Raw genomic sequence first — 12108 nt, forward strand, 5'->3', positions numbered from 1 at the left:
CCGCGGCAAGCCTCAGGCGTTTTTCACGAGCTCGTCGTAAGCCGGCTGGTCCATCAGCTGGTCGAACTCGCCCATGTCGGTGACGTGCACCTTGAAGAACCAGCCGTTGCCCAGCGGGTCGCTGTTGGCGAGCGACGGGTCGGCGCGCAGCGCTTCATTGACCTCGACGATCTCGCCGGCCACCGGCATGTACAGGTCGGCTGCGGCCTTCACCGATTCGACGACCCCGGCGACTTCGCCCTTCTTGAAGCTGCGGCCGACTTCCGGCAGGTCGACGAAGACCACGTCGCCCAGCGCGTCCTGCGCGTGGATCGTGATGCCGACGGTGGCGGCCTCGTGGTCTTCGATGTTGATCCACTCGTGGTCGGGCGTGTACATGGTCGTCATCTAAAGCTCCTTGGGGGACGAAGTCGAAAAAAAGGGGAAGGGACGCTGACCGGCAGCGCGATCGACGGCGGCGATCAGCCGCGGAAATAGCGGTGCGGCGAGAACGGCATCGGCGCGACGCGCATCGGCTGCCGCTTGCCGCGCACCTCGGCGAACACCTCGTGGTGCGGCAGTGCGTGGTTGCCGGCGAGGTAGGCCATCGCGATCGGCTGGTCGACGCTGGGCGACAGCGTGCCGCTGGTCACGTGGCCGAGCTTGTGGCCCTGGCCGTCGACGATGGTGGCGCCTTCGCGCACCGGCACGCGCTCGAGGCCGAGCAGGCCGACGCGCTTGTTGGTCGGGCCGTGGGCAAGCTGGCCGTCGATCACGCCGGCACCGGGGTAGCCGCCATGGCGCGCGCCGCCGGCGCGGCGCACCTTCTGGATCGCCCAGGTCAGGCCGGCCTCGACCGGCGTGGTCTTCTCGTCGATGTCGTGACCGTACAGGCACAGCCCGGCTTCCAGGCGCAGCGTGTCGCGCGCGCCGAGGCCGCAGGGCTTGACCTCGGGCTGCGCAAGCAGCGTGCGGGCAAGCGCCTCGGCCTGGTCGGCGGCGACCGAGATCTCGAAGCCGTCTTCGCCGGTGTAGCCGGAGCGGGTCACGAAGCAGTCGGCACCGGCCAGCGTCAGCGCGCGGCCGGTCATGAAGGTGAGCGAGGCGGCATCGGCATTCAGACGCGCGAGCGCCTTGACGGCCTGCGGGCCCTGCAGCGCGAGCAGCGCGCGGTCGGGCAGCGGCTGCACGGTGCACTTGTGGCCGATGTGGGTCACCATGTGCCTGATGTCGGCGTCCTTGCAGGCGGCGTTGACGATGACCAGCAGGTCCGTCTCGCGGCGCGTGATCATCAGGTCGTCGAGGATGCCGCCGCTGGTGTTGGTGAAGAAGCCGTAGCGCTGCTTGCCGACCGCGAGGTCGACGATGTCGACCGGCACCAGCGATTCGAGGGCCTTCGCGGCGTCGGGGCCGACCAGGCGGACCTGGCCCATGTGGGAGACGTCGAACAGCGAAGCGGCGCTGCGGCAGTGCCGGTGCTCGGCAATGATGCCGCCGGGGTAGTTCACCGGCATCTCGTAACCGGCGAAGGGCACCATCTTGGCGCCGAGTTCGAGGTGGAGTGCGTAGAGCGGGGTCTTCAGCAGTTCGGCAGCGGACATGTTCTTCTCCGAGGGCATTCACCGATCCAACGTGTCGCCATGACGGCCGACGCGTTGGGGATGCCCTCTCTGTCCGCTTTACCTGAGAGATTGGCGGCCTCCGGATCCCGGTCGACCGCTTGCCCCTTCGGTGGACTCACTCGGGGTGAGCCTCTCTCCAGCGAGGAACGCCCCTTGCGGGGCGCTTGCCAGTCCTTTTGCCTGAGCGTTCGAGCCGGCATCGCTGCCGGTCCTGCGCCTTCGGCGGCTTCGCGTGGAAGCTCTCTCCTGGCGGCGCGAGTTTAGCCCGGAAAGAGCCCGTTTCGTCAGCGGCCGGTGGTGCCGGTCGGCGTCATCATGCGGCTGGCGCCGTCGCGGATGCGCTCGGCATCGGCGCGGGCCGCATCGATTTCTTCGGGCGTCATCGGCCGGCAGGTGCCACGGCGCGCGATGTTGCTGCCGAGCGAGGTGTCGGCAGGGCACTTTGCAGGGGCGGCGGCCACTTGCTGGCCCGGCGGCTTCGGCGCCGGGTCGGAAGCACAGGCTGCCAGCAGCGCGCACAGGGCTGCCAGGGGAATCAGTCGCATCATGGTGAGGTGGGGGGGCTGGGAGGTTGTCGACGATGCATCGCGCGGGCGCGATGCAGGATCCGCAAGGATACCGGGTCGGGCTGCGCGCAGGAAACACCGTACTCGACCAAGCCGGGCAAGCGCCAGCCTTGACGCCCGGCTGCCGTCCTCGAAACGGCGAATGTGCTACGGCATCAGCAGCTTGGCGCCGTCGACCTTCGCCGCTTTCCTGTCGAAGGTCCACAGCGGCTCCTCCCCAGCCTGTGCGGCCAGCGCAGCATGGACGCAATCCGCAAAATCTGCCGTGCCGTCACGGTAGTGGGCCACTGCCACTTCCAGGGCGGCCTCCGACTGGAACGACAGTTCGGTCGCCGACAACAACTGCGACAGCGTGCTGACCAGATCGGGCTTGGCGACCTGGAAGTTCGATCGCAGGACCCACTCCAGTTCGAGCACGACGGTGATCGGTACGAACAAGGGTCGCCCATCGCGCGCGCAGTCGTCCAGCAACCGCATCACGATCGCGAATTGCGAATCTTCGTCCTGGATGATGTAGCGGATCAGGACGTTGGTGTCGATCGCGGCCATCAGCGCCAGGGGTTCATGTCGTCGATGCTGACCCTCTTGCCCTTCGGCGCCTTCAGCATGCCGGCCATGTCGCGCAGCGAGCGCGTCTTGGCCCTCACGATGAGGCTGCCGTCAGCCAGCAGGTGCCACACGAGCCGCGTGCCGGCGACGGCCCCCAAACGCTCGCGAATCTCGGCCGGCACCGTTGTCTGGCCTTTGGAGGTGATCGTGGATTCCGTCATCGAATGACTCCTTACTGTTGGGAAAATTGTAAGGCGCGCTCGACCACCGTGCCCAACCTGTCAGTCCGCGCTCTTCTGGACATCGAGTCGTTGCCCGTCGAGGTCGACGAGGAACGATCTGGCGTGTCCGGTCACTCACGCGGCAAGATCAATCCAATGGATCGCGTTCGCGCTGGTTGTCGTGTGGGGCGACTTCCACCTTCGAAGGATTGGAAAACACGGAAAGTGAAACATGAGACCAACTTCTGGCAGGCCTTTTATCTATTCACCCAGAAATTATGATGGTGTCAATGATGTTGAAAAAATCAACTTGCGAACTCAAGGAGGCGGTCGGTTTCTTGAGAGGGTCGAGTTTTCAGTGGCGCCTGATTTAATAGGTGCCAGCCCTGGTCAGATGGAATTTGATTTTTCTTCGTGGGATGCCAAGTCTCGGAACGGTACTCTGGTCATGATGGGGAGGCATGGTCAAACACCCTCAAATCTGCAAGGTAAAATTATCGGTTCAGAAGTTCCGGATGAGGATTTGACGGAGAAGGGGATCGTTGATGCAAATGCTCTCGCTTCAAGTATTAATCAATTGCAGGAGCAGAAAAAAATAAGCATTTCTTCCATTCATTGTTCTCCTTTGGTACGCGCCTTCCATACTGGCAAAATAATTGGTCAGAAAACAAGCTTTAATATCCAGACACATGAGGGATTGAGGGAAATTGATTGGGGCGATGCCTCAGGGTATTCCGACAAGGCTCGCAACGAGCAGTGGGGGAGTCAAGAGGATATTTTGATGCATGAATATTCGCGGCTGTTGGAGCTCTGGGACCATCTTCCTGTCATCCCAAACGCTGAAAAATACAATGCGCTACTTGAAAGGGTTTTACGTGAGGTGCATGGGATTGTAAAAAACACCCCAGAAAACGAGAGAGAGGTGCTCCTCATCAATCATGGCAGGGTAATCAACACCCTCATGCGGGCATGTATTTTGGAGGCAAATGACAAAAATAGAACGGAAGGGGGTGACAGAGATAAGGTGCCCTATGCGGGGAACTGCGATATGGCGGTGTTTCTGTATGACGATTCCGAGCGGGAGCCTAAGCTCGAATTTCAAGGGTTGGCTCAGTTGTCCTGATGATCAACAAGTCTGCAGGACGGGCTCAGGCGCGGCCGTTGCCCATGTCCAGCGCGGACTCGGGCTCTCCAGCCGCCATCGCCCGCAGCGCCGCGAGCGCCGGCTCCAGCCGCACCTCGACCTGCTCGATCAGTTCGTCGAGGTCGTCCTGCAGCGCCGGCTCCGACACCGCATGCTCCAGCGCCGCGGCCGCGCCGGACAAGGCGGTGGCGCCGAGCGTTCCCGCCACGCTCTTCAGGTCGTGGGCGATGCGCACCATGCCGGCGTCGTCCGCGGCGGCACGCGCTTCGGCGAAGCGTTCGACGAAGCTCGTCTCGCTCTCGACGAACATGTGCGCGACCCGCGCGTACAGCGTGCGGTTGCCACCCAGGGCCTCCAGTGCGTCCTGCAGCGCCAGACCCGTCCCACCGTTCGGCACCGGTGGGTGCAGCGGTTCCTGCACCGGTTCCAGCGCCGGCCGCCCGATCCAGCGCGCCAAGGTGGCGAACAGCTCCTCCACCCGGATCGGCTTCGCGATGTGGTCGTTCATGCCGGCGGCCAGCACCTTCTCGCGGTCGCCCACCATCGCGTTGGCCGTCATCGCGATCACCGGCAGGTCGCGCCAGCGCGGCTGCTCGCGCAGCGCGCGCGTCGCCGCATAGCCGTCCATCACCGGCATCTGGCAATCCATCAGCACGAGGTCGAAGCGCCCGTGCGCCAGCCGCTCCAGCGCTTCCCGCCCGTTGTCGGCGGTGGCGAGCTGCACGCCGGCACGGTTCAGCAGGTCGCACGCGAGTTCCTGGTTGATCGGGTTGTCCTCGACCAGCAGGATGCGCGCCCCGACCAGCGCGGCCCGCTGGTTCACGAGCGCATCGTCGCGGCGCTGCGCGCGCAGCGCGTGCCGCCCCGGCAGGTGCAGCACGGCCAGGCAGGTGTCGAGCAGCGTCGACGGCGTCACCGGCTTGCTCAGCGTCGCCGCCGCCGACAGGCGCTCCGCCGTCAGCCGGCGCGTCACCTCGTCGCGGCTGAACGCGGTGAGCATCAGCACCGTCGGCGGCGCATGGCGCAGCCCCATCCCTGCCAGCCGAACGAGGCAGTCGACGCCGTCCAGCCCCGGCATCTTCCAGTCGAGCAGCAGCAGTTCGACCGGCGCGTCGCTGCGGTCCGCCTCCGCGATGGCCCGCAGCGCCGCTTCGCCGTCGCCCACCGTCGACGGCAGCATGCCGAACGCGGCCGTCATCTGCGCCAACAGCTCGCGGGCCACGTCGTTGTCGTCGGCCACCAGCACGCGCAACCCGCGCACGCGCTCGACCCGGCGCGGGTCGTCGTCGGTCGCGCCCTGCGGCGGCAGCCGGAAGCGGGCGCTGAAATGGAAGCGGCTGCCGCGGCCGGGCGCGCTGTCGAGCCCGATCTGCCCGCCCATCATGCGCACCAGGTTGCTGGAGATCACCAGCCCGAGCCCGGTGCCGCCATAGCGCCGGCTGGTCGAGCTGTCGGCCTGCGAGAACGGCTTGAACAGCCGCGCCTGCTGCTCGGCGGTGATGCCGATGCCGCTGTCGCGCACTTCGAAGCGCAGCAGCACGTCGTCGGCCGTGCGTTCGATCGCGTCGACCTTGACGACGACCTCGCCGCGCTCGGTGAACTTGACGGCGTTGTTGCCCAGGTTCAGCAGCACCTGCCCGAGCCGGAACGGGTCGCCCTCCAGGGTGGCCGGCAGATCGGGCGGCAGCGCGAACACCAGCTCCAGCCCCTTCTCCTCGGCATGCATCCCCACCTGCGTGGCCAGGTCGTCGAGCACCGCACCGAGCTCGAACGGCACCTGCTCCATGTCCAGGTGCCCCGCCTCGATCTTCGAGAAATCGAGGATGTCGTTGATGATCCCCAGCAGCGACTCGGCGGCCCGGTGCACCTTCTGCACGTAGTTGAGCTGCTGGGGGTCCAGCCCGCTCTGCAGCGCCAGGTGCGACATGCCGAGGATGGCGTTCATCGGCGTGCGGATCTCGTGGCTCATGTTGGCCAGGAACTCGCTCTTCGCCTGGTTGGCCTCCTCGGCCGCGTCGCGCGCGTGCCGGGCCTCGGCGAACACGCGCTCCAGGTGCGCGATGGTGTCGGCCAGCCGCTGCGTCATCGTGTTGAAGCTTGCCGCCAGCACGCCGATCTCGTCCTGCGATTCCGGCTCGGCCCGCGCCAGCAGGTCGCCGGCCGCCACGCGTTCGGCCACGCCGGTCAGGCGGTGCACCGGCCCGACGATGTTGCGGCGAAAGCCCCAGGCGAGCGCGATCGCCGCCAGCACCGCGATCAGCCCGACCGCGCCGGCCACCGCCCGCGCGCGTGCGATGCCGCCGACCAGGCCGGTCAGCGCGCCGTCCAGCTGGCCCTCCTGCATGCGCGTCAGCTCGGCCAGGCGCTGCAGCATCGCGGCGGCCTGCGGCGCGACCTCGGTGCGGTAGAGGTACAGGTCCTCGTAGGCATGCTCGCCGTTGACGATGGCGCCGATCTGCAGCGCGAGCTGGGCGATCTCCGAGCGCAGCCGGGCGATGTCGTCGAGCAGCCGGCTCTGCTGCGCATCGAGCAGGCCGCGGCGTGCCGACACGGCCGTCCAGGCCGACGCATTGGTGGACAGCTGCGGCCCGTAGGCCAGCTTGAAGTTCAACTCGCCCGACGCGCCGAACGCGATCAGGTTGGTGACCATCGCGTCGAACGAGGTCTGGAAGCGCAGCAGGTCCTCGACCAGCGCGCGGTGCTCGGCGCTGGCCGCGCGCGCCTTCTGCGCCTCGACGATGCGGCCGAGCGCATCCAGCGCCTGCACGCGCCGCGATTGCACCTCCAGGCGCGACAGCCGCAGCGCCGCCCGGTTCTTCAGCGGGTCGTCGTGCAATGCGAACAGGCGCTGCGGCAACTGCACCCAGGCGTCGTACTCGGCGGTCAGCGCCTCGAGCGAGCGGGCCGCCTCCGCTTCAGGCCAGCGGTTCGACATCGCCTGCAGCAAGGCCAGGCTGTTCTCGAAACTGCGGCGAGCCGCGTGGTACTGCAGCACGTCCTGCGGATCGCTCAGCACCAGGTAGCCGCGCACGTGCAGCTGCATGCTCAGCAGGCTGGCCTGCGCCTGGGTCGACGCGAGCAGCGCGGGGCGCCGCAGGTTCTCGGCCAGCGCGATGTCGTCGGCCAGGCGCTGCCCGCCGATCCAGCCCAGCGCGATCACCAGCAGGGTGACGCCGGCCAGCGCGCCGAAGCCCATCGTCAGCTTGTCGCCGACGCCCGGGCTGATGACGCGCCGGCGCCAGTCCATCACCGCGGCAGGCCGAGCGAGGCCCGGTAGACGCGCCGCTGGGCTTCGCGGCCGAGGCGGATCGTGATCTCCTCGAAGTCGACGGCCGTCGCCTTCAGCGCCGCCTGCGGGCTCAGCTGGCCGGCCGCGGCCTCGGCCAGGTGCACGTCCAGCGCCTGCCAGTAGCTGAAGGCGCCCGGGATGCGCAGGTACGGGAACTGCAGCGGGTTGCTGAAGTTCTCGAAATACGCATGCAGGTAGTCGCGGACGTCGGCCTCGTTCCAGCCGGCGTCGAGGTAGGTCTCGATGCGGGCCGTGCCGTCGGGCGGCAGGAAGTGGAAGCTGCGCCCGGGGTCGATGCCGTCCCAGCCGCGCACCGCATACACCTTCGACTTCTCCTTCGTCGCCATCAGCGCGAACAGGTAGTAGGCCGCCTCCGGGGCCTTGGCGTACTTCGAGATCACGCCGGCCCACGAGCCGCCGGTGGTGTTGCCGACCAGGTTCGGCTTCGCGGTCTTGATCCAGCGGCCGGCCGGAATGCTGTAGTACGACAGCGTGCCGGGCATCGGCGCCGAGCCGATCCGCCCGCGCACCTTGCTGCCCTCGTCCTGCGCCAGCGCGCCCAGGTCGCCCCAGGTGAAAGCCAGCGCGGCGCGGCCCGACAGGAACAGGTCCCAGCTCTTGCCCAGGTCCCAGCTGAGCATGTCCTTCGGCCCGAACTGCACCAGGTCGACCAGCGCCTCGAGCGCGCGCACATGGCCCGGGCTCTCGATCAGCGGCTTCATGGTCTTCGGGTCGAACCAGTAGAGGCCGGGGTTGTCCGGGCCGATCACGAACGGCGCCGAGAACGACATGAAATGGAACATGCCCTGGGCACCGACCTTCAGGTGCAGCGTCAGCCCGTGGTCCGGCACGCCGTCGCCGTTCAGGTCCTGGCCGTTGAAGTACTCGGCCACGTCGCGGAACTGGGCCCAGGTGGCCGGCACGACCAGCGGGTAGCCGTAGCGGGTGGCAAAGGCGGCGCGGTGCCGCGGATCGGCCAGCAGGTCGCGGCGGTAGTACATCACCTGGCCGTCGTGGTCGTTGGCGATCATGTACTTCTTGCCCGCATAGCTCAGCAGCCGCCGTGGCGCCGGCAGCACCTCGTCGATGTCCCAGGCGGGGAAGCGCGGGTCCTTGTAGAGCTTGTCGTACGAGACGATGTGGTCGCCCGCCGCCAGTTCGCCCAGCCACCACGCGCCGGCATACGCGGCGTCGTACTGGCCGGTGCCGTTGGTCAGGTCGGCCATGAAGTGCGGGAACAGCTCCTGGTGGGTGACCTGCGCGAAATTCAACGTGGCGCCGGTGGCGGCCTCGAACTCGGCCTTCAGTTCGCCCAGCGAGCCGGCGTCGCGTTCCTTCACCATCAGCACCGTCACCCGCTGGCCGGCGAACGGGCACGCCCCCGGCTTGCACGGCGGCACGACGCGCGGCGGCACGATCGCGCCGGCTTTCACGACCGAGGTCTTGTACTCCTCCGATTTCGGCGGCTTGGCGTCCTGTGCCGAGGCCGCCAGTGCGAACGCTGCAGCGGCCGCTGCGGCGAACCAGCCCACGATCGTGTCCATGCGCCTGTCCTCCTGCTGCCGGTTGCAGCCGCGCTCACAGCCCCAGCGACGAGCGGTACGCTCGCCGTTGCCTGTCGCGGCCGAGCCGGATGGTGATCTCTTCGAAGTCCACCGCCGCGGCCTTCAGCGCCGCTTCGGGACTCAGTTGCCCGGACGTCGCCTCCGCGAGGTGCAGGTCCAGCGCCAGCCAGTAGCTGAAGGCCCCGGGGATGCGCAGGTAGGGCAGCTGCAGCGGGTTGGTGTAGGTGTCGTGGTAGGCCCGCAGGAAGTCGCGCACGTCGGCCGTGTCCCAGCCGGCGCGCGCATAGGTCTCGATCTTGGCGGTGCCCATCGGCGGCAGGAAGTGGTAGCGCCGGCCCGGGTCGACGCCGTCCCAGCCGCGTGCGGCATAGACCTCGGACTTGGCCTGCGTGGCCATCAGCGCGAGCAGGTAGTAGGTGGCTTCCGGCGCCTTCGAGAAGCGCGAGATCACGCCGGCCCACGAGCCGCCGGTGGTGTTGCCCACCCGGTTCGGCGTGGCGGTGCGCAGCCACTGCCGCTGCGCGATGCCGTAGTACTCGGGCACGCCGGGCAGCTGGGCCGAACCCACCTTGCCGCGCACCTTGCTGCCGGCCTGCTGGGCCAGCGCGCCCAGGTCGCCCCAGGTGACGGCCAGCGCGGCACGGCCGGCCAGGAAATGGTCCCAGCCGCGGCCCAGGTCCCAGCGCAGCATCTCCTTCGGGCCGAACTCGACCAGGCCGACCAGCACCGTCAGCGCACGCACGTGGCCGGGGCTGTCGATCAGCGGCTTCATCGTCTGCGGGTCGAACCAGTACAGGCCGGGGTTGGCCGGCCCGATGACGAAGGGCGCCGACAGCGACATGAACTGGAACATGCCCTGCACGCCGGCCATCAGCGGCAGCACGACGCCGTGGTCGGGCTGGCCATCGCCGTTCAGGTCCTTGCCGTTGAAATAGGCCGCGACGTCGCGGAATTCGTCCCAGGTGGCCGGCACGCCGAGCGGCCGGCCGTAGGCCTTCTGGAAGGCCGCCCGGTGCAGCGGATCCTCCAGCAGGTCGCGGCGGTAGTACATCACCTGGCCGTCGTGGTCGTTGGCCACCATGTACTTGTGCCCGTCGTACTGCAGCAGGCTGCGCGGCGCCGGCAGCACCTGTTCGATGTCCCAGGCCGGGAAGCGCCGGTCCTTGTAGAAGCGGTCGTAGGGCAGCAGGTAGTTGCCTTCGACCAGCTCACCCAGCCACCACGCGCCGGCGATGCAGGCGTCGTAGGTGCCGCTGCCGGCGGTCAGGTCGGCGGTCAGGGTGCTGAAGAGTTCTTCGATCGGACGCCGCACGATCGTCAGCGTCGCGCCGGTGGCGGCCTCGAATTCGGGCTTGACTTCTTCGATCGGTGCGCCGATGGCCAGGCCATCGGTCACCAGCAGGTTGACGTGCTGTCCCGCGAACGGGCAGTGGCCGGGCGCGCACGGCGGGGCGACGCGGGGCGGTGTCTGCTCGCCGGGCCGGACCACGACCGAGTCGGATCCCTTCAGCCGGCCGAGCGGATCGCCGGCCTGCGCGAGGCCAAAGGCCCAGAGGCTTGCGGCCAGCGGCCACAAGTTCCTGCACCGACGCCATCGACGCATGATCACGGCAGATCTCCAGCACTCGCCGCAAAGCCGGCTCGTGTTGCGTACTCCCTGCAGCGATCTTGCTCCGAAGTGGGGCAAATGCAATCCCCGGGCAATCCCGGCGGCCCCCCGGTTTCGAGTGGGCGGCTGCCGCGCCAGCCGGTCCTCAGGAGCGCGGCGGCGTCCAGCTCGAATGCCAGCCGCCGCCCATCGCCTGGATCAGCCCGATCGCCGCCAGCTGCTGGTCGACCTGCAACTGCACCAGCGCGCGCCGTGCGCTCAGCGCCGACGACTGCGCACTCGCCACTTCGAGGTAGCTGACCTGCCCGGCGCGGTAGCGGTTCAGCGTCTGCACCTCGGTGTCGTCCGCCGCCTTCGACGCCTGCGCGCGCAGCGACGCCTGCTCGGCCAGCATCCGCACCAGCGACAGCTGGTCTTCCACCGCCTGCAGCGCGGCCAGCGTCGTCTGGCGGTAGCGGGCGATGGCGGCATCGCGGCTCGCCTCGGCACCTTCCACCCGGGCGCGCGTCGCGCCGGCATCGAAGATCGTCTGCGCGACCGACAGCCCGAGCGACCACAGGTTCTGGCTCGCGTTGAAGAGCTGGCTTGCCGCGCTGCTCTGCTGCCCGTAGGAGCCGCTCAGCGACAGGCTCGGGAAGTACGCGCTGCGCGCAATGCCGATCTGCGCATTGGCCGACGCGACGCTGCGCTCGGCACCGGCGATGTCGGGCCGGCGCTGCAGCAGCTCCGACGGCACCACCAGCGGCACTGCCGGCACCGTCATCTGCCAGGCGGCGGGTGGCAGCGAGAACTGCGCCGGGGCCTTGCCCACCAGCACCGCGATCGCATGCTCGAGCACCGCACGCTGGCGGCGCAGCGTCGCCAGGTCGGCCTGCGCGTTCGCGAGCTGCGTCTGCGCCTGCAGCAGGTCGCTCTTCGGTGCGACACCCGCGTCGTAGCGGTTCTGCGTGATCGTCTGCGAGCGGGTGAAGCTCTCGACGGTGCGCGTCACGACGTCGATCTCGGCATCGGCCTCGCGCAGCGAGAAGTAGTTGGTGGCCAGCGCCGCCTGCGCCGACAGCCGTGCCGAGGCCAGGTCGGCCTCGCTCGCCTGCGCGGTCGCGGTGGCGGTGTCGACGCCGGCTTCGAGCCTGCCCCACAGCGGCGCCTCCCAGCTCGCGCCCAGCGCCGCCTGGTAGGTGGTGCCGGTCGAGGTTCGCGCGTTGCCGCCGGAGCGCGTGGCGCCGCCGCTCAGGCTCACGCTCGGGAAGAACGACGCACGCGCCTCCTTCACCAGCGATTGCGATTGCGCATAGCCGGCCACCGCGGCCGCGATGTTCTGGTTCGACACCTCGACCTGCGCGGCCAGCGTGTTCAGCGTCTCGTCGCCGAACAGCGTCCACCAGGGGCCGCGGTCGAGCGCATCGGCCGGTGCGGCCGGCAGCCAGCCTTCCGCCGCGGCCGGCACCTCCTTGTAGCCGGCGGGCAGCGCGGTGTCCGGCACCTGGTAGCGCGGCGTCACCGAACAGCCGGCCAGCAACAACAAGGCCGCAGCGAAGGGGGTCAGTCGTGAGGTCATGCGCGA

General features: G+C 68.4%; 10 protein-coding genes and 2 riboswitches. Of the genes, 1 reads left to right on the forward strand and 9 read right to left on the reverse strand.

All coding sequences use genetic code 11. From position 1 onward, the window contains the following. Positions 1–12: 12 nt before the first annotated feature. The 5 genes from gcvH to ASC98_RS17965 all read right to left on the reverse strand — a co-directional run bounded on the left by gcvH (position 13) and on the right by ASC98_RS17965 (position 2937). A complete protein-coding gene (gene gcvH, locus ASC98_RS17945) occupies positions 13–387 on the reverse strand; it encodes a glycine cleavage system protein GcvH (RefSeq protein WP_047594784.1) in 375 nt (124 codons plus the stop codon). A 74-nt stretch (positions 388–461) separates the two neighbouring features. After that, on the reverse strand, positions 462–1580 hold the full coding sequence (gene gcvT / locus ASC98_RS17950) for a glycine cleavage system aminomethyltransferase GcvT (RefSeq protein WP_056812059.1): 1119 nt from the start codon (positions 1578–1580) through the stop codon (positions 462–464). Positions 1581–1639: 59 nt separating this feature from the next. Continuing rightward, positions 1640–1751: riboswitch (glycine riboswitch) on the reverse strand. Between the two features lie 16 nt (positions 1752–1767). Beyond that, positions 1768–1852: riboswitch (glycine riboswitch) on the reverse strand. 33 nt (positions 1853–1885) lie between these two features. After that, positions 1886–2146, reverse strand: coding sequence for a hypothetical protein (locus tag ASC98_RS17955; RefSeq protein ID WP_157597727.1), 261 nt, complete (start codon positions 2144–2146; stop codon positions 1886–1888). A gap of 168 nt (positions 2147–2314) precedes the next feature. Then, positions 2315–2716, reverse strand: coding sequence for a PIN domain-containing protein (locus ASC98_RS17960; protein ID WP_056810959.1), 402 nt, complete (start codon positions 2714–2716; stop codon positions 2315–2317). Continuing rightward, entirely contained in the window at positions 2716–2937 is a 222-nt protein-coding gene (locus tag ASC98_RS17965; RefSeq protein WP_056810956.1) for an AbrB/MazE/SpoVT family DNA-binding domain-containing protein, read from the reverse strand. Before ASC98_RS17965 ends, ASC98_RS17960 begins: the two co-directional genes overlap by 1 nt. Before the next feature lie 232 nt (positions 2938–3169). Here ASC98_RS17965 and ASC98_RS29570 point away from each other — a divergent pair, with 232 nt between their 5' ends. Further along, positions 3170–4060 carry a histidine phosphatase family protein gene (locus tag ASC98_RS29570; protein WP_082541657.1) on the forward strand — a complete coding sequence of 297 codons (891 nt, stop codon included), beginning with the start codon at positions 3170–3172 and terminating at the stop codon, positions 4058–4060. Positions 4061–4085: 25 nt separating this feature from the next. Here ASC98_RS29570 and ASC98_RS17970 read toward each other — a convergent pair whose 3' ends face one another. From ASC98_RS17970 to ASC98_RS17985, 4 genes are all read right to left on the reverse strand, one after another. After that, the gene (locus tag ASC98_RS17970) at positions 4086–7328 is read right to left on the reverse strand and encodes a response regulator (RefSeq protein ID WP_056810953.1); all 3243 of its coding nucleotides are present in this window, start codon (positions 7326–7328) and stop codon (positions 4086–4088) included. Beyond that, positions 7328–8914: an extracellular solute-binding protein gene (locus ASC98_RS17975; protein ID WP_082541658.1), complete on the reverse strand. Its 1587-nt coding sequence runs from the start codon at positions 8912–8914 to the stop codon at positions 7328–7330. Before ASC98_RS17975 ends, ASC98_RS17970 begins: the two co-directional genes overlap by 1 nt. A gap of 34 nt (positions 8915–8948) precedes the next feature. Then, positions 8949–10511: an ABC transporter substrate-binding protein gene (locus tag ASC98_RS17980; protein ID WP_200952964.1), complete on the reverse strand. Its 1563-nt coding sequence runs from the start codon at positions 10509–10511 to the stop codon at positions 8949–8951. Positions 10512–10689: 178 nt separating this feature from the next. Continuing rightward, entirely contained in the window at positions 10690–12102 is a 1413-nt protein-coding gene (locus ASC98_RS17985; protein ID WP_235581308.1) for an efflux transporter outer membrane subunit, read from the reverse strand. Positions 12103–12108 lie beyond the last annotated feature (6 nt).

It is taken from the genome of Rhizobacter sp. Root1238, from assembly GCF_001425825.1.
Classification (GTDB): Bacteria; Pseudomonadota; Gammaproteobacteria; order Burkholderiales; family Burkholderiaceae_C; genus Rhizobacter.